Source organism: Xanthomonas sp. DAR 34887 (assembly GCF_041245805.1).
In the GTDB taxonomy this organism is placed as follows: domain Bacteria; phylum Pseudomonadota; class Gammaproteobacteria; order Xanthomonadales; family Xanthomonadaceae; genus Xanthomonas_A; species Xanthomonas_A tesorieronis.
This window is the reverse complement of sequence record NZ_CP162490.1, coordinates 2,694,018-2,711,241: the sequence shown is the minus strand read 5'-3', so window position 1 is coordinate 2,711,241 and position 17,224 is coordinate 2,694,018. Positions and strand designations below refer to the sequence as shown.

The following is a 17,224-nucleotide window of genomic DNA, read 5'->3' as shown; positions in this document are numbered from 1 at the left end:
GGCCCGGCAGCGCGTGCGCCCGCTCGGGCTAGGCGGTGACCTGCCTGGCGGCGTCGAAGGCGGCATCGAACAGGCGCTGCACCGGCGGCCCCATCTCGCCGACCAGCACCGCCAGCAGCGCCAGGCCGATCACCACCGCCACCGGCAGGCCGAGCTGGATCGGATTCAGCGCCGGCGCGGCCTTGGCCAGTGCGCCGAACGCCAGGTTCACCGCCAGCATCGCCACCATCACCGGCAGCGCAAGGGTCAGCGCGCCGCGCATCATGCTCATGAAGAAGTCCGGCGCCACCGAGGCCATCGCCTGCGCGTCCGGCAGCGCGTTGCCGATCGGCAGCGCCTTGTAGCTGTCCACCAACAGCTGCACCACAGCCAGGTGGCCGTTGGCGGTGAAGAACAGCAGGCCGAAGGCCAGGTAGAACCACTGCCCGATCACCCCGGAGGTGACTCCGCGCAGCGGATCGGCCATCTGCGCGAAACCCAGGCCGGTGCTCTGCGAGACCAGTTCGCCGGCCATCGCGCCGGCTTCGAAGATCAGCCGCAGCATGAAGCCCATGCTCGCGCCGACCGCCAGTTCGCGCGCCACGCTCAGCACCACCGCGGCATCGAAGCCGTTCCAGTCCGGCACCGGCGGCAGCAGCGGCGCCAGCGCCATCGCCAGCGTCGCCGCCAGCATCACCCGAATCCGCGCGGGCACCGCACGGGTGCCGACCAGCGGCATCACCATCAGCATCGCGCCGATGCGCAGCATCGTCCACAGGATCGCCCCGACCATCGCGAAGGCCTGCTGGCCATCGATGACCATTTGCGTTGCCGAATCCATTGCCGTCGGGCTCCTGTCCCGCTAGCCGATCAGATGCGGAATGCGCTGGAACAGCATGGTGGTGTACTCGACCAGGTGCGCCAGCAGCATGCTGCCGGTGGCGAACAGCATCGCGGTCAGGGTGATGACCTTGGCGATGAAGGCGATGGTCGGTTCGTTGAGCTGGGTGGCGGCCTGGAACACGCCGATCACCACGCCCACCACCAGCATCGACAGCAGCAACGGGCCGGCCACCCACAGCACGGTGATCAGGCCGCCGCGCAGTTCGGTCAGGGCCAATTCGGGACTCATCGGCTCAGACTCCGTTGAAGCTGGCGGCGAGGGTGCCGACGGTCAGCACCCAGCCGTCGACCAGCACGAACAACAGGATCTTGAACGGTGCCGAGATCAGCATCGGCGACATCATCATCATGCCCATCGACATCAGCACGCTGGCCACCACCAGATCGATGATCACGAACGGGATGAAGATCAGGAAGCCGATCTCGAACGCGGTCTTCAGTTCCGAGGTCACGAACGAGGCCACCAGCACCGGAAATGGAATCGCGTCGGGGCCGCTGTAGGTGCCGTTGCCGGCCATGCCGGCGAAGGTCATCAGGTCGGCCTCGCGCACCTGCGCCAGCATGAACGCGCGCAGCGGCTGGGTGGTCAGGGTCCACGCGGTCTGGAAGTCGAGCTGGCCGTTGAGGTAGGGGCTCATGCCCTGGCCCCAGGCCTTCTCCCACACCGGCATCATCACCAGCGCGGTCAGGAACAGTGCCAGGCCCATCAGCACCTGGTTGGACGGGGTCTGCCCGGTGCCCATCGCCTGGCGCAGCAGACCGAGCACGATGGTGATGCGGGTGAACGCGGTCAGCACCAGCAGCATCGACGGCAGCAGGGTGATCGCGGTCATCAGCAGCAGGGTCTGCAGCGGCAGGCTCACCGGCTGCGCGCCGACCTTGCCGACATTCACTTCCGGCAGCGAGGGCAGGGTCGGGGCGGCGTTCTGTGCGGCCGGCGCGGCGGGCGCTTGCTGCGCGGCCTGGGCCCAGCCCAGCGCCGGCAGCAGGCTCAGCGCCAGCAGGATCAGCAGCAGGCGCAGGCCGCGCGCGTAACGGTTCCAACGAGGCAACATGGTCATTTGTCCTTGCGCAGCTTCTGCGCCAGCAGCTGGGCGAAATCGGGGAGGTTCTTGAGCTGCTTGAGGTTCGGCAGCGACGGCGCCGGCGCTTGCGGCAGCGGCTCGGGCAGGCGATGCAAGGTGCGTACCCCGCCCGGCGACACGCCCAGCAGCAGCTGCTCGCCGTTGACCTCGAGCACCACCACGCGCTCCTTGGCGCCGACCGCCAGGCTGGCCACCACGCGCAGGCCTTCGGCCGGGCGGAAGCCGCTGCCGGGCAGGCGCTTGAGCACCCAGGCCATGCCCAGGATCAGTCCCAGCACCAGCAGCAACGCGAACACCGCACCGACCAGGCTGGGCGGCGAGGGCGCGGCGCTGCCGACGCCCGAGGCCGACTTGGCCGCCTGGGTGGCGGCCGCGAGCACCAGGCTCACCGCAGTCTCCGGATGCGCTCGCTGGGGCTGACCACGTCGGTCAGGCGCACGCCGAAGCGGTCGTTGATGGTCACCACCTCGCCGTGCGCGATCAGGGTGCCATTGACGTACACGTCCAGCGGCTCGCCGGCGCCGCGCTCCAGCTCCACCACCGAGCCCTGGTTGAGCTGCAGCAGGTTGCGGATCGGAATGCGGTTGCGCCCGACTTCCAGCGACAGCGTCACCGGCACGTCCAGGATCATGTCCAGATTCAGCTCGCTGCCGTCGCTGCCGGCTTCCGGCTGCAGGCTCTCGAACTGGGCCGGGACCGGCTCGGGGATTTCGTTCTGGCTCATGACGCGTCTTCCTGAAGGGCGGGGCGGCGGCGCAGCGCGCCAGGGGGTTGGGTCGAAGTGATCTTCACGGCGTTCTGGCCGCGGGAAATGCCGAACTCGCCGGTGAACACCGGGATGTTCTCCACGCACAGCGGCACTTGCTTGGGCAGCTCGATCGGCAGCACGTCGCCGATCTTCAGCCGGGTCAGCTCGCGCAAGGTCATCTGCTTCTGCGCCAGCACGCTGGAGACGGTGACCTCGGCGGTGTTGAGCTGCTCGCGCAGCATGATGTTCCAGCTCTCGTCGCGGTCCACGCGGTCGCTCTGGATGCCGGCGTCGAGCAGCTCGCGGATCGGCTCCAGCATCGAGTACGGCAGGGTGATGTGGATCTCGCCGCCGCCGCCTTCCAGCTCCACGTGGAAGCGGCTGACCACCACGTACTCGCGCGGAGTGACGATGTTGGCGAAGTGCGGGTTGACCTCGGAGTTGATGTATTCGAACTCCACGTCCATCACCGGCGCCCAGGCCTCGTGCAGGTCGGCGAAGGTCTGCTTGAGCATCAGCTGGATCACCCGCATCTCGGTCGGGGTAAATTCGCGGCCTTCGATGCGGGTGGGATAGCGGCCGTCGCCGCCGAAGAAGTTGTCGACCACGGTGAACACCAGGGTCGGCTCGAACACGATCAGGCCGGTGCCGCGCAGCGGCTTGAACTTGATCAGGTTCAGATTGCTCGGCACGTACAGCGAGTGCATGTAGTCGTTGAACTTGATCAGGTCGATGCCGCGCACCGACAGGTCGGCCGAGCGCCGGATCAGGTTGAACAGGCCGATGCGCCACAGCCGCGCGAAGCGCTCGTTGACCATTTCCAGCGTGGGCATGCGCCCGCGGATGATCCGGTCCTGGCTGGAAAAATCGTACTGGCGCGCTTCGCCGGGGGCCGGCGGCGGCGGGCCGGTGTCCACCGCACCGGCATCGACGCCATGCAGTAGCGCATCGATTTCGTCTTGGGAAAGCAGGTCGGTCATCGCGGCGGCGCCTTACTGGGTCACGAAGCTGGTGAACAGCAGGTCTTCCACGCACTTCTTGCCGGTCTCGGCGGTCATCAGCTTCTGCGCGTCGGCCAGCGCCGCGGCCTGCAGCTTCTTGCGCCCGGCAATGTCGGCAATGTCCTGCGCCTGCACCTGCGAGAACAGCATCAGCAGGTGCGCACGGATCGCCGGCGCGTTCTCGGTGATCAGCTTCAGTTCTTCCGGGTCGCGGGTCATCAGCTGCACTTCCATCTGCAGGTAGTGCGGGCCGTCGTCCGTGCTGCCGTTGAGATTGACCACGAACGCCGGGTCCATGGCGAAGTACTGCGCCGGCTTGGGCAGCTCGGCGGTCTTGGCCGCGGCCTTGCCGTGCTCGGCATCGGGCTTCTTCAGGAAGAACCAGGCGCCGGCGCCGCCGCCGCCCAGCACCAGCACCGCGGCGATGACGATGATCAGCAGCTTCTTCTTCGACTTGCCGCCCTCGGGGGCCTCTTTGGCGTCGGCGGATTTCTTCGATTTGTCGGCTGCTGCTGCCACGGATTGGCTCCTTAAGGGGGTCTTGTGCCCTAAGGATGCAATCGGCGTGCCGAAACGCTGGGTGGCGCTTGCCGGATATTTGACGCGGGCGGCAATGGCCTGCCGTGCGGCCATTCTGTAGGAGGGACCTCAGTCCCGACGGGCCTGATCGGTGACGCCTGTCGGGGCTGAAGCCCCTCCCACAAGGAGCGGTCGGTGCCAACGCAACCGCGGCGCTGCCATTGGATTACGCGTAGGCGTCGAGCAGGCCGCGCTGGCGCAGCACCACCGACGGAATCCCGACGCTGCCCAGCACTTCGTCGCCAGCGCCGCCATTGAGGCCACCGCCGCCGTTGGACCCGTTGCCCTGGCGGGCGTTCTGCGAGGCCTGCTGTTGCTGCTGGCCCACATCCGCCTGGCCGAGCTGGAAGCCGTGCTGGCCGAGCATGTCGCGCAGCCGCGGCAGGCTGTTCTCCAGCGCCTGGCGCACTTCCGGCTGGGCGCTGCTGAAGCTGGCGTTGACCTGGTCGCCGCTCAGGTGCAGGCGCACCTCGACCGGGCCCAGCTCGGCCGGGCTGAGCTTGATGTGCGCGTGGCCGATCTTCTGGTCCGCCAGCCAGCTCATGCGCGTGCCCAGTTCGTCGTCGAAGTTGTCGCCGTGCAGGTTCGGGGTCGGGGTCGGCGAGCCGGTGAACGGCGCGGCGGTATCGGCGCTGCGCGCCGGCGCGTGGATCCCGGCCGTGGCCAGCAGGTTGATCGGATCGGTCCCGCTGCTGGCGACATCGCTGCCGCTGTCGGCGCTCTTGTCGGTGGCGCTCGCCAGCGCCGCCAGCGCGGCGACCGGGGCGGCGGCATCGCCGCCGCTGGCGGCCTGCGCGGCGGCCCCGGCGGCCTGTGCCAGCATGCCGCCGAAGCCGCCGGCGGCGCTGGCACCGGTGTTGGCTGCGGCGGTCGCCGGCGCGGCGGCGGTCGCAGCCGCACCGGCCGCGGCGGTGTCGGCGCCGGCCGCCGCGGCCAGGGTGTCGCCGCCGAGCAGCGCGGCCACGCCCTGCGCGGCGGCGCCGGCGACGCCGATCGCCAGGCCGGCCGCGCCCAGCGGACCGGCGCTCGCGGCCGGCAGCGCTGCCGCGGCGAGCGTCGGCAACAGGCTCATGCCGATGCCGGCCAGGCCGGCCGGCGGCCAGCCGGCGTCTTCCTCGCCGTCCTCGCCTTTCTTGGCGTCGACCTTGCTGTCCTTGCCCGGCGCCTTGCTGTCCTCGCTGCTCTTTTCGCTGTCGCGCGCGGCCTGGTTGCCGGCCTGCGCGCTGCGCGCCGGCTCGCTGGCGCTGTCGTCGGTCGCGTCCGGCCGTTTCGCCGCCGCGTCCTTGTCCTTGCCGGCGGATGCCTGCTGCGATTTGGCGTTCGGCCGAGGCGCCGGCTTGGGCGCGGCGCGCGCGCTGTCGTTGCCGAGCAGCTTGTCGAAGTCCTGGCCGCCGCTGCGGTCCTGGCCCTGCGCCTCGGCGTTGCTGCCGGAGGCGCTGGCGCGGACGTTGGCGCCCAGCGCGGAAAGTGCGTTGCTCATCGGCTGTCTCCGTTGTCGTTGTCGCTGTCGGCCGCGGCCACCGCCAGGCGCACGCGGCGCGCGCCGATGTCGTCCATCTCGCGCTGGCTGCGGCGGTCGTCGACCTTGCGTTCCTGGGCGCGGTAGCTGGCCGCCAGCTGTTCCAGCACCTGCTTGTCGCGGCTGGCCAGCAACAGCCGGCTGCGCTCCATCTCCACCTTCTCGCGATTGCGGTCCACGGTCTGGCATTGCTGCTGCACCGCGCTTTCCAGGCGATCCAGGAACGCGCGGCGGTTGGCCAGTTGCGCCAGGCTGGTCGCGGCCATCTGGCTGTTGGCGTATTCCTCGGCGTAGCGGCGCAGTTCTTCCAGCCGCGACTCGTGGGTCTCCAGCGCACGCTGGCGCTCGGCCAGGTCGCGTGCGACCTCGTCCTCGTGTTGCTGGGCGCGGCGGAGCAGGGGATCGATACGCTGTGATTGCATCATGGCTTAGTTCTCACGTTCGACCAGGCGCTTCAACGCGGCCTGGCTGTGGGGCAGATCTGCGGCCTTGGCGACATCCTGTCCGAGGAATTCCATGATTTCGGGCCAACGCTCCAGCGCCTCGTCCACGGCCGCATCGTTGCCGCGCTGGTAGGCGCCGATGGTGATCAGGTCGCGGTTGGCCGAGTACGCCGCGACCAATCGCTTCAGCGCACGGATGCGCAGCCGCCACGGCTCGTCGGCGATGTCCTGGACCACGCGGCTGACCGAGGATTCGACGTCGATGGCCGGATACAGGCCACTGTCGGCGACGCGCCGCGACAGCAGGATGTGGCCGTCGAGGATGGCGCGCGCGGCGTCGGCGATCGGATCCTGCGGATCGTCGCCTTCGGTCAGCACGGTGTAGAAGGCGGTGATCGAGCCGCGGCCCTTGGCGCCGTTGCCGGCGCGCTCGACCAGCGCCGGCAGCTTGGCGAACACCGACGGCGGATAGCCGCGGGTGGTCGGCGGTTCGCCGACCGACAGGCCGATCTCGCGCTGCGCCTGGGCGAAGCGTGTCAGCGAGTCCATCAGCAGCAGCACGTTCAGGCCCTGGTCGCGGAACCATTCGGCGATCGCGGTGGCGCGGTAGGCGCCATGCAGGCGCGCCAGCGGCGGGCGGTCGGCCGGCGCGGCCACGACCACGGCGCGGCGCAGGCCTTCCTCGCCCAGCGTGGTCTCGACGAAATCGCGCACTTCGCGGCCGCGTTCGCCGATCAGCCCGACCACGATCACGTCGGCGGCGGTGTAGCGGGTCATCATGCCCAGCAGGGTGGACTTGCCGACGCCGGAGCCGGCGAACAGCCCCACGCGCTGGCCGCGGCCGATCGGCAGCAGCGCGTTGATCGCACGCACGCCCACGTCCAGCGGCATGGTGATCGGCTCGCGCGCCAGCGGGTTGATCGAGATGCCGGCCATGCCGACCGAGCCTTCGGCGCGGATCGGGCCCTTGCCGTCCAGCGGCACGCCGTCCGAGTCGATGACCCGGCCGAGCAGGCCTTCGCCCACTTCCACGCCGCCGCGGCGGCGCACCGGCACCACCCTTGCGTTGGGCAGCAGACCGTGGGTTTCGGCGCTGGGCATCAGCGAGGTGCGTTCGCCGGAGAAGCCGACCACTTCGGCATCGACCCAGCCGCCATCGACCTCGACCTTGCAGGTGGCGCCCATCGGCGCCTCGCAGCCGACCGCTTCCAGGGTCAGCCCGACCGCGCGACGCAGGATGCCTTCGCGGATCAGGCCGCGGCCGGCGGCGGCGTCGAGCTCGAGCTGGCCCAGGCGCGAGGCCAGGCGCAGGTTGCGCGCGTCCAGCCAGTCGGCCGGATGGGTACCGGACAGCGCGCTCACAGGCCCGCTCCTGACTTGCGCATGACCGTCTCCAGCGCCGCACGCAGGCGCGCTTCCAGGGTGCCGTCGATGCGCACCGCTTCGGCATGCACGCGCAGGTCGCCGCGGCTCAGGCTCAGGTCCGGCACCAGTCGGGTGCCGTCGGCCATCAACGACAGCAGCGGGGTCAGCGCGGCGATGTCGTCCGGGTGCAGGCGCACCTCGACCTCGCGGCGCGCGCCGCCGACCGCGTCCAGCGCTTCGCCGACCAGGTCCGCCAGCAGCGCCGGATCGGCCTCGTAGGCGCGGCCGACCAGGCTGCCGGCGATGCGCACGGCCACTTCGCCGAGCGCGCCGACCACTTCGTTCTCCAGCCGCGCCAGCGGCCGCGAGAAATTGTCCAGGATGCCTTCGATCTGCGCGGTCAGGCGGCGGATTTCCGACTGGCCCTGGGCCAGGCCCTCGGCGTGGCCGCGTTCGAAGCCTTCGTGCTGCGCGGCCGACTCGATCGCCTGGATGTCTTCCAGGGTCGGCGGGCGCAGGACCGGTTCTTCCGGCAAGGCCTCCTCGAGCTGCGGCTCGGGAACCGGCGCGGCATTGAGTTCCGGCGCGAACCAGCGCACCACGTTGCCGCTCATACCATCGCCTCCGCACCGGCGCCGCCGAGGCTGATCACGCCTTCATCGGCCAGCCGGCGCACGATGGTGAGGATTTCCTTCTGCGCGCCTTCCACGTCGGCCAGGCGCACCGGACCGCGCGCTTCCATGTCCTCGAGCAGGATTTCGGCAGCGCGCTGCGACATGTTCTTGGTGATCTTCTCGCGCACCTTGATGTCGGCGCCGCGCAGGGCCAGGCCGAGGCGGTCGCCGCTGACTTCGCGCAGCAGGGTCTGCAATGCGCGGTCTTCCAGCTCCACCAGGTTGTCGAACACGAACATCAGGTCCTGGATGCGGGTGCTGAGCTCGGCGTCGATCTTGCCGATCGCCGCCAGCACGCCCTGGTCCTGGCCGCTGTCCATGAAGTTGAGGATGTTGGCGGCGACCTTGACCCCGCCGACGTTGGACGACTTCAGGCCCTGGTTGCCGGAGAACTGCCGCTCCATGATCTCGTTGAGCTCGTTCAGCGCGTTCGGCGGAATGCCGTCGAGGGTGGCGATGCGCATCAGCACGTCGGCGCGCACGCGCTCGGGCAGCAGCTTCAGCGCCTCGGCGGCCTGGTCGCTGTCCAGGTGCGCCATGACGATGGCGATGATCTGCGGGTGCTCGTTGCGCACCAGGTCGGCGACCGCGCGCGGGTCCATCCACTTGAGCGTGTCCAGGCCCGTGGTGTTGCGGCCGAGCAGGATGCGGTCGATCAGGCCACCGGCCTTGTCCGCGCCCAGCGCCTGCACCAGCACGTTGCGGATGTAGTCGTCGGCGCCCACGCCCAGCGAGGTCTTGCTGCCGAGTTCGTTGTTGAACTCGTCCATGACCTTCTCGACCTGCTCGCGCGAGATGCCGCTCATGGTCGCCATGGCGATGCCGATCTTCTGCACCTCCTTGGGATCCATGTGCTTGAGCACTTCGGCCGCGTCGCTCTCGCCGAGCGACAGCAACAGCACCGCGGCGCGCTGGGTTCCGTTCATTGCGGACGTATCAGGCTTCACTGGCCACCCATCCCTTCACGACTTGCGCGACACGCTTGGAATCCTGCTTGACCGCCTCGCGCGCCAGGCGCAGACGCTCTTCGTAGGCGTCGGGCAGGGCGATCGCGGGACGGCTGCCGCCGGTGATGCTGGCGGTGTCTTCGGCCATCGACGGCAGCAGCGGGTCCTCGTCGTCCAGCATCGACACATCGGCATTATGCGGCTCGGACTTGTCCTTGCCGGCGTCCTTGGCCGGCGCCGGGCCGGCGATCTGGCGCAGCGCCGGGCGCAGCACGCCGAACAGCAGGGCCAGTACCACCGCCGCGCCGAGCAGCAGGCGCAAGCCGTTCATCACCCGCGGATCTTCCCACCAACCGGGCTTGTCTGCCGCTTCCGGCGCTTGCCGCACGAACGGCGCGTTCATCACCGAGACGGTGTCGCCGCGCTCGGCATTGAAGCCGACCGCCTGCTTGACCAGGCCTTCGATGCGGGTCAGCTCGGCGGCGCTGAGCGCCTGCTCGACCATCTTGCCCTTGGCGCCCGGCCGCGGCACGTGGTCGACCAGCACCGCCACCGATACGCGCTTGATCCGGCCCGGCGGCTGCCGGGTGTGCTGCAGGGTGCGGTCCAGCTCGTAGTTGCGGGTGGCGCTCTTGGAGCTTTCGGTCGGGGTCGCGGCGGCCGCCTGCTGGGTATTGGCCGGCGTAGCGCCCGGAGTGCCGGCGGCGCCGGGCTGGCCCGGTGCGGCGGCGCCCGGCGGCGAGTTGCTGGTCGCGCCGGGGATGCCCTGCGGACCGGCAACGGAGGTGTTGCTGTCGCTGACCTGCTCGCTGCGCAGCTTCGGCGGCTCGCCGTTGTACAGCTCGCGCGCTTCCTCGGTGACCGAGAAATCCATGTCCACGCTGACTTCCGGATTGACCCGGCCGGGGCCGGTCATCGGTTCCAGCAGTTCGCGGATGCGCTGGTTGTAGGAGCTTTCCTGGCGCCGCACCTGCTCGAACTGGGCCGCGTTCAGGGCCGCGTCGCTGTTCGGGTCGGCGATGGTCAGCATGCGCCCGCTCTGGTCGACCACGGTGACCCGCTCCGGGGTTAGGTCGGGAATGCTGGAGGCGACCATGTTGACGATCGCATCGACCTGGTTGCGCTCCAGGGTGGTGCCGCCGCGCAGTTCCAGCACCACCGAGGCGCTGGCCACGTCGCGCTGGCGGGTGAACGCGCTGGGCTTGGGAATGGCCAGGTGCACCCGCGCCTCGCGCACCGGGCGCAGGCTGGCGATGGTGCGCGCCAGCTCGGTTTCCAGCGCGTGCTGGTAGCGCGCGTTCTCGACGAACTGGCTGACGCCGAAGCCCGGATCCTTCTCCATGACCTCGAAGCCCATGTTGCCGTTGTCGGTCAGTCCGGAGCCGGCCAGCTTCAGCCGCGCGTCGTACAGCTTGTCCTCCGGCACGGTGATCGCGCCGGTGGCGGGGTCGAGCTTGAACGGGATCTGCGCGGTACGCAGCAGGTCGGTGGCTTCGGCCGTGCCCTTTTCGTCCAGGCCGGTGTACAGCGGGGTGTAGGCCGGCTTCTGCGACCAGAAGAACACGAACAGGCCCGCGGCCACGGCCACGGCGATCATCGCCATCAGACCGATGCGGCGGGTGATCTGCAGGCTTTGCAGGCGATCGAACCAGGCGCCTGCCTTTTCGCCGCTGAAAGTGTCTTTGCTGAGCGCAAGAGCCATCGTTGTCTACCTTACAGCGGCATGTTCATCACGTCCTGATACGCCTGGACGAGTCGGTTGCGGACTTCCACGGTGGCGCGGAACGCCACCTGGGACTGTTGCGCGGCCATCATCACCTTGGCCAGGCCGGCATTGGGGTCGCCCATTTCGAAGGCCTTGGCCAGATCGCCGGCCTTCTGCTGGGTTTCGTTGACGCCGCTGATCGCGCTGCGCAGGGTGTCGCTGAAGCTCGGACCCTGCGTGCCCTGGGTCCCGGTCAGGCCTTCGATCGCATTGCTGCGGCCCGCATCGGCCACCTGCGCAGGCGCGGCCTGGCCGACCTGGCTCTGGTAGCTGCGGATCTGCGAGAGGATGGAACTGATGGAGTCGCTCATACGGGGATGTCCATGCCGGGGCGGCTACCCGGGATGGATGCAAGCGGTGTGCCGAAATCCGGCGGGTGCCGGTTGGCTACCTCTGAGGGATCGGCGAACGCCTCGCATCGAACGACACGAAGCTTCGCCCGTCCCCTCATCCGCCCCTGCGGGGCACCTTCTCCCGCGGGGAGAAGGGAAGGGCATGCCGGGCGAGGGGCGGCGGCTGCGTCGGCTTCCCGACGCAGCCCGGGCGCGGTCTTCGCTCCCCTGGTGACGGCCGATTGACGCGCCGCGCCGGGCGCAGTCCTGGCCCGGATCAGGATGCAACCCTGGTGCCGGTTCCGGCGGCCGCTGCGCTCAGTCCGGCAGCCAGGCCGCGCGCCAGGCCTGCAGGTTGGCGCCTTCCAGCATCCAGTCGCGGCGCACCGCCGCGTGCAGCGCGTCGCCGGCGGCGGCGCGGGCGGCGGCATCGGCCAGATGCATGCGGATGGCGTTGACCCAGTCGCGGAAGCGGTTCTTGACCAGGGTGACCGGCAACGCGCCCTGGTAGGGCGGCAGATCGCTGGCCACCACCGGGTAGCCGCAGGCGCCGTATTCGAGCAGGCGCAGGTTGCTCTTGCAGCGGTTGAACAGGTTGTCTTCCAGCGGCGCCAGCGCCAGGTCCAGGCGCAACGCCGCCAGGGCCTGCGGATAGCGTTCGAAGTCCACGCCCGGATGCACTTCGGCCACATGCGGGCGCAGCCGCTCCGGGCACATGCCCATGAACACCCAATGCACCTCGCCGGCCAGGGCCTGCACCACGTCGGCGATCAGTTCCAGGTCGCCGGTGTGGCTGGCGCCGCCGGCCCAGCCGACCCGCGGTTTGGCGCCGGCGCCGGTCCTGGCCGGTGCCGGCAGATCGCCCCACATGCGCGGATCCAGCCGGTTGTGGACCACGCGGAGGTCCGCGTGCAGGCCGGCCAGCGCCTCAGCCAGGGTCGGGGTGGACACCACCACCCGATCCACCAGCCCCGCGGCGCGGCGCAGCGAGCGCAGGACGTCCTTGGGCATCTGCTCGCGATGCACGCTCTTCAGCGGCAGGTTGGGCAGGTAGTCGTCCAGCTCGTAGACCTTGAACGCGCTGGAGAAGCGGCGCATGCGCTCCATCTTCGCCAGCTCGGTGTCGCCGACCCGGCGCTGCACCAGCACCGCATCCGGGGCGATGCGCTCCATCTCCACCGGGTCGAGCAGGCGCGCGTAGTAGACGCCGTCGATCTGCCCGGTCTCGGCCAGCGCCTGGAACGGCTGGATCACCCGGTAATGGCCGCTGCCGAACGCATCGCCGGGATGCGCCAGGAGCCGCGGCAGCGGCTTCCACGCCAGCGGCTGCCAGGAGAATTCGGATTCGCCCAGCTTGAAGCCGCCCGCTTGCTCCAGGCCCAGGCTCGGCGAATAGGCCGGATCGTGCGCCATCGCCGGCAGCCAACGTTGCAGCAGCGCGTCGTCCGCGCTTTGCGGCCGCGGTGGCGCGGCGGGCTGCAGCAACAATGCCTCGGGCGCCCACACAATCCATTCGCCCAGTGCCGCGGCGCGCAGGCACAGGTCCACGTCGGCACCACCGTCGCCGAGCCCGGCCGCATCGAACCCGGACAGCCGCTCGAAGAGATCGCGCCGCACCAGCATGCAGCGCTCGGACACCGCGCTGTAGCGGTTCGCCACCTGCAGCCGGCCCATGTAACCGGCCTGCGCCATCGGCTCGCCGACGAAGGCATGGCCGGCGCCGGGCAGCAGACCGGGCAGCAGACCGGCGTGGGTGATGGTGGCGTCCGCGGACACGCCCTTGGCGCCGACGATGCCGACCTCCGGGCGCTGCGCATGGTTCATCAGTTCGTGCAGCCAGCGGCCCTGGACCACGGCGCTGTCGGCGTCCAGGAACAGCAGATAATCGCCATGCGCCTGGGTCGCGGCCAGGTTGCGTGCCTCGGCGTGGGCCACGCGCTGCTCCAGCGCGAACACGCGGATGCGGCCGTTGCCCAGTTCGGCCACCGCCTGCAGCCATTCGCCAACCGCCGGCGCGTCGCTGGCATTGTCGACCAGCAGCAGTTCGTAGGCCGGGTAGGCGGTGCTCTCGAGCAGGCCGACCACCAGGCGCTGCAGGGCCGGCAGATTGTCCTGGGCGATGGTCACGATCGAGACCGGCGCCTGCTGCGGATGGCCGTAGTCGATGCGATGCAGGCCACCCGGCAGCGTGTCGATCCGGGCGTCGGCATAGCCGCGTGCCCGCAGGTGGCTGGCGACGGCGCGCTGCCGCGCCTCGGCGCCCGCGGCGGCGTCGGCCGGCGCCGCGATCAGCAGTGGCTCGGGCAGATGCGTCAGGCTGGCACCGGCATCGCGCTGGAACAGGCGCAGGATCAGTTCCAGTTCCAGCGCGCCGTCGTGATCGGGATCGAACCCCCCGAGTTCCTGCACCAGGGCGCGGCGGAACACCCAATGCCCGGCGGTCGCCAGCGGGTTGCCCAGCAGCAGGTCCAGGTCCGGATCCGGGCGCAGCACCGGGGCCAGCGTCTGGCCGTCCAGCGCCAGCCATTCGTCGGCATACAGCGCGCTGCAGTGCGGTTGTTGCGCCAGTTCCAGCACCAGGCGCAGCAGGCCGCCCGCGCAGAAAACGGTGCCGGCGCGGGCGCACAGAAACCAGTCCGCGTGGTCGAGTTCGGCCAGCGCGGCGTTGCGGTCGGCGGCCTCGTCGGCAGAGGCCAGCGGCAGGTGCCGGACCCGCGGATCCGGCCATGGCGTGGCCGTCGTGGCGCCGAGCACGGCCACGCTCAGCGTGGCGAAGGCAGTGCCGTCCAGCAGCAGGCTTTGCAGGCTGATTTGCAGCGTGTCCGCATCGGCGCCACGCGCATCCAGCAGCACCGCGAGCCGCCCGGCGCCACCCAGTTCCGCCAGGCGCGCGTCGAACAGGGCGCGCTGGGCCGGCCGCAGCTGCCGCTGCGCCTGCCAGTCGCGCAGCGCCAGCTGGGCGCGGCCGCGCGCATACGCGGCCTGGATCGCCTGCAGCAGATCGACCGGTTCAGCCTCGCCGCCGCCCAGCGCGGCCACCCGGACCAGGCGCACGTCGCCGTCGCCGCGGTACCAGCCCATGGCGCGCACGCCGCGGCGGAAATCGGCGTGGCCCTGGTCGCCGATCCCGGGCTGGTCGCGGCCGGCCTGGCTGAATTGGTGCTGCGTCACCCGGAAGCGGGTCAGCGGCCGCGCGAGCAGGGCCAAGTCGCCGCGGTGCAGCAGCTTGGCGTACAGCGCCAGATCGCCGACCCAATGGATCACGCGGCCATCGAGGGACATCAGCTGATCGCCCATCTCCAGCAGGTCCTGGCGCCGGCACAGCACGCAACTTGGCTCGCCGATGAAGTTGATGGTGTGATCGGCGAGGAAGGACAGCAGTTCGGGCCCGTCGAGCCGCACATCGCCGGCGAACGGGAAGCTGGTGGCGTGGATGTCCGGCAGCGGCGCGTCGTCGTCGTCGATGCGTACGCGGCGCGAGGACGCCAGCAGCACCCCTGGCGCGGACTGCATGGCCTGCACCAGGGCGGCGATGCAGTCCGGTTCCAGTACGTCGTCGTCGTGCAGGAACTTGACGTACTCGCCCTGCGCCAGGGCGATGGCCTTGATCTTGCTGCCGAGTTCGCCCAGGCGGCTGGGATTGCGTTGGTAACGGATCGGGAAGCGCGCGTCGGCGCGCTTGCGCTCCACCGCCGCGGCGATGGCGCCATCGGGGTTGTCGTCGCAGATCACCAGTTCCAGCGCCGGATAGGTCTGGCCCAGCACGCTGTCCAGCGTCCGCTCGAAGTAGCGGAACTTGTAGGCCGGCATGACGATGCTGACCAGGGCGGGGGAAGTCATGCAGGATTGACCGTGTCCGAGGTTGGAAGAGGTGCATCCACAACGTTGTCAGTGGTTTCGGCATCAGTCGGATGCGCGCGTCGACCGAGCCGATCCGCTACAGGATGCAATATGTGTGCCGGATCGTGGCCGGCCGACTTCGCCGGGTTTCTCAGACCATGCCGAGGCCGGTCGGGCTGCCGACCAATGGGGTGTGATTGACCTCTAGCGGGTGGAAGCCACACCAAGATGGGTGGTCGAACGCAGCTTCGGGTGGGTCAGCCGATTCCGACGGCTTGCACGCGACTACGAGCGCTTTCCGAGGCCTTGGCAGGCCTGCATTTCGTCGTCTTCGCGATTTCAAGCGCAGCGACGGTTCAACCGACGATCGGACATCACCCGCTGGCGCCGATCTCCAGCAGGTGCTGGCGCGGCACAGCACGCAGCTGAGCTCGCCGATGACGTTGACGGTGTGGTCGGCGAGGAAGGACAGCAGCTCGGGGCCGTCGATCAGCACATCATCGGAAACGGGAAAGCAGGTCGCAGGATGTCCGACAACGGCTCGCCTTGCTCATCAATGCGCAGCCGTCGCGAAGACGCCATCGCTCTGGCCGGCTTTCCCATTGCTACTTCAAGAATGAGGGCCGCCTTGGCGCTGACCGGATCCAGTTTCACTTGGCTTCAACCGAGAATCGGCTGAGGTAATCCAAATACTCCTTGCGCGTCAGTCCTGGATAGCGCCGTCTCAGGAGTTGGAACTTATTTACCAGGCGCCGAGATATTTCTCCGCCATGCTCTCTCCGGACAACGACCTCGCGGTCCAGATTCTCTACGAGTTCGGTGTAGGCTTCATGTAGCTCAGCTTTGACGGAGGGGCTGGTGTTTTTCTTTAGATCCGGAAATTCGAAGCAGGGCATGTCATGGGCTGCGGTGCAGGGCATAAGGCCGACTGCTTCGAGAAAATCAACAAATTCCTTGTGCAAAGCCGGGTAGGCGTTGTTCATTTCCGAGAGGTCGAGGTTCTCGAAAACCTCACGGATGTTGCTTCGGCTGTGAATGGTAGGATCATAAGGGATGCGGAGGTATTCGCACGTTTCCCTGGCCCTGGAATCCGGATTGGTCACAATGGCGGGGACGCCGCTATTGATCGAGAGGATCCCGGAATGGAGCCGGGTCCCGATCGTGAGGCAATGGCCGTTGCTTTTGAAGAACATGGCCCAGCGGTCGTAATCCGAGAAAAATTCCAATCGTCCAGCCATAGCCTTGGCTAGTAGCTGGAAGGACGTAGGTATTTCGTCAAGATTGAAAGGCTGCGCTGTGATGTTGTGGGTCGGTGGTAGTGCTTTGTCAAGGTAGAGCAAGTTGATGAAATACAGCTCGTCCTGCAGCAGGTGGGATGTCCGCGGCAGCCCGGAATTGAAGAATGTGGCCGTAGTGACGACCTTGTCCGCATCCCATGGTTTTTTGTACAAAGTCCGGGTTGCGCCGTTCTCGAAGTAGCTCGGACAGCCAATCACTTTGACATTCTTTATGCCGAGGCTATTCAAGACCTCGGCGGAATAATTTCCACGAACACCAATCAGCTTGGACTTTTCGGAGAGAATGGAGAAAAGACGCTTCTGGTTGGGGCTCAGGCGCTCGGCCAAGCCCGGGTCGTAGCCATTGAATGAGTTCGCGCAAAGGCTCACCGGCACGACCGGGATCATGATTTTTTCGAGAAAGTGGGTGATTCGCTCAATGGGGAGGCCCGAGAAGTCCTCCCGGATGTCATCCTTCATCGTCCAGACAAGATGCGAGTATTTTCCGTTGATCTCTTCTGCAAGTTGGTCGGAGAGCGTTGCTTCCAGTGCGTTGGAAATGTGGTCGAGCTTCACCGGACGCCCGAACAGCGCTTTCAAAAAGCCATAGGCGATGTAGCCGTTGCCGATGTTCTGGCCTCTGATATTGGCTTGGGACGGTCCCATTCCTTTCAGGAAATCCGACATTTCCAGGGATTCAGGAAGGGCTGAGTTAAAAAGAAAAACCTTGCTGGCGTCGATCATTTCTCTGTATTTTCCAGGTCATG

The 17,224-nt window shown here is 68.5% G+C and carries 16 protein-coding genes and 2 pseudogenes; 1 reads left to right on the top strand and 17 read right to left on the bottom strand.

Going from position 1 to position 17,224, the window contains the following annotated elements:
• Window positions 1-28: 28 nt before the first annotated feature.
• The 15 genes from fliR to AB3X08_RS11535 form a co-directional block, all read right to left on the bottom strand.
• The gene (gene fliR / locus AB3X08_RS11605) at window positions 29-820 is read right to left on the bottom strand and encodes a flagellar biosynthetic protein FliR (RefSeq protein WP_369932695.1); all 792 of its coding nucleotides are present in this window, start codon (window positions 818-820) and stop codon (window positions 29-31) included.
• Between the two features lie 21 nt (window positions 821-841).
• Window positions 842-1,111, bottom strand: coding sequence for a flagellar biosynthetic protein FliQ (locus AB3X08_RS11600; protein WP_145708136.1), 270 nt, complete (start codon window positions 1,109-1,111; stop codon window positions 842-844).
• Between the two features lie 4 nt (window positions 1,112-1,115).
• Window positions 1,116-1,937 (bottom strand): flagellar type III secretion system pore protein FliP, encoded by an 822-nt coding sequence (gene fliP / locus AB3X08_RS11595; RefSeq protein ID WP_369932693.1) that lies wholly within the window; start codon window positions 1,935-1,937, stop codon window positions 1,116-1,118.
• A 2-nt stretch (window positions 1,938-1,939) separates the two neighbouring features.
• A complete protein-coding gene (gene fliO, locus AB3X08_RS11590) occupies window positions 1,940-2,356 on the bottom strand; it encodes a flagellar biosynthetic protein FliO (protein WP_369932691.1) in 417 nt (138 codons plus the stop codon).
• Entirely contained in the window at window positions 2,353-2,691 is a 339-nt protein-coding gene (fliN, locus tag AB3X08_RS11585; protein WP_369932689.1) for a flagellar motor switch protein FliN, read from the bottom strand. Before fliN ends, fliO begins: the two co-directional genes overlap by 4 nt.
• On the bottom strand, window positions 2,688-3,695 hold the full coding sequence (gene fliM, locus AB3X08_RS11580) for a flagellar motor switch protein FliM (protein WP_184409827.1): 1,008 nt from the start codon (window positions 3,693-3,695) through the stop codon (window positions 2,688-2,690). Before fliM ends, fliN begins: the two co-directional genes overlap by 4 nt.
• A gap of 12 nt (window positions 3,696-3,707) precedes the next feature.
• Window positions 3,708-4,235, bottom strand: coding sequence for a flagellar basal body-associated FliL family protein (locus AB3X08_RS11575; protein WP_369932687.1), 528 nt, complete (start codon window positions 4,233-4,235; stop codon window positions 3,708-3,710).
• 226 nt (window positions 4,236-4,461) lie between these two features.
• The gene (locus AB3X08_RS11570) at window positions 4,462-5,775 is read right to left on the bottom strand and encodes a flagellar hook-length control protein FliK (protein ID WP_369932685.1); all 1,314 of its coding nucleotides are present in this window, start codon (window positions 5,773-5,775) and stop codon (window positions 4,462-4,464) included.
• The gene (fliJ, locus tag AB3X08_RS11565; RefSeq protein WP_184409831.1) at window positions 5,772-6,239 is read right to left on the bottom strand and encodes a flagellar export protein FliJ; all 468 of its coding nucleotides are present in this window, start codon (window positions 6,237-6,239) and stop codon (window positions 5,772-5,774) included. Before fliJ ends, AB3X08_RS11570 begins: the two co-directional genes overlap by 4 nt.
• 3 nt (window positions 6,240-6,242) lie before the next feature.
• Window positions 6,243-7,619 carry a FliI/YscN family ATPase gene (locus tag AB3X08_RS11560; RefSeq protein WP_184409832.1) on the bottom strand — a complete coding sequence of 459 codons (1,377 nt, stop codon included), beginning with the start codon at window positions 7,617-7,619 and terminating at the stop codon, window positions 6,243-6,245.
• Window positions 7,616-8,236, bottom strand: coding sequence for a FliH/SctL family protein (locus AB3X08_RS11555; RefSeq protein ID WP_369932683.1), 621 nt, complete (start codon window positions 8,234-8,236; stop codon window positions 7,616-7,618). The genes AB3X08_RS11560 and AB3X08_RS11555 overlap by 4 nt, the downstream gene beginning before the upstream one ends.
• On the bottom strand, window positions 8,233-9,222 hold the full coding sequence (gene fliG, locus AB3X08_RS11550) for a flagellar motor switch protein FliG (protein ID WP_369932682.1): 990 nt from the start codon (window positions 9,220-9,222) through the stop codon (window positions 8,233-8,235). Before fliG ends, AB3X08_RS11555 begins: the two co-directional genes overlap by 4 nt.
• Before the next feature lie 10 nt (window positions 9,223-9,232).
• Entirely contained in the window at window positions 9,233-10,945 is a 1,713-nt protein-coding gene (gene fliF, locus AB3X08_RS11545) for a flagellar basal-body MS-ring/collar protein FliF (protein ID WP_369932681.1), read from the bottom strand.
• A gap of 11 nt (window positions 10,946-10,956) precedes the next feature.
• Window positions 10,957-11,319: a flagellar hook-basal body complex protein FliE gene (fliE, locus tag AB3X08_RS11540; protein ID WP_003472382.1), complete on the bottom strand. Its 363-nt coding sequence runs from the start codon at window positions 11,317-11,319 to the stop codon at window positions 10,957-10,959.
• 339 nt (window positions 11,320-11,658) lie between these two features.
• Window positions 11,659-15,180 (bottom strand): glycosyltransferase, encoded by a 3,522-nt coding sequence (locus tag AB3X08_RS11535; protein WP_369932679.1) that lies wholly within the window; start codon window positions 15,178-15,180, stop codon window positions 11,659-11,661.
• A 226-nt stretch (window positions 15,181-15,406) separates the two neighbouring features.
• Here AB3X08_RS11535 and AB3X08_RS11530 point away from each other — a divergent pair.
• A pseudogene (locus tag AB3X08_RS11530) lies at window positions 15,407-15,609 on the top strand (transposase); the annotation flags it as partial.
• On the opposite strand, the pseudogene AB3X08_RS11525 reads toward AB3X08_RS11530, so the two are convergent.
• A pseudogene (locus tag AB3X08_RS11525) lies at window positions 15,590-15,774 on the bottom strand (hypothetical protein); the annotation flags it as partial. The pseudogenes AB3X08_RS11530 and AB3X08_RS11525 overlap by 20 nt on opposite strands.
• Window positions 15,775-15,830: 56 nt before the next feature.
• The gene (locus tag AB3X08_RS11520) at window positions 15,831-17,201 is read right to left on the bottom strand and encodes a polysaccharide pyruvyl transferase family protein (RefSeq protein ID WP_369932677.1); all 1,371 of its coding nucleotides are present in this window, start codon (window positions 17,199-17,201) and stop codon (window positions 15,831-15,833) included.
• Window positions 17,202-17,224: the final 23 nt, after the last annotated feature.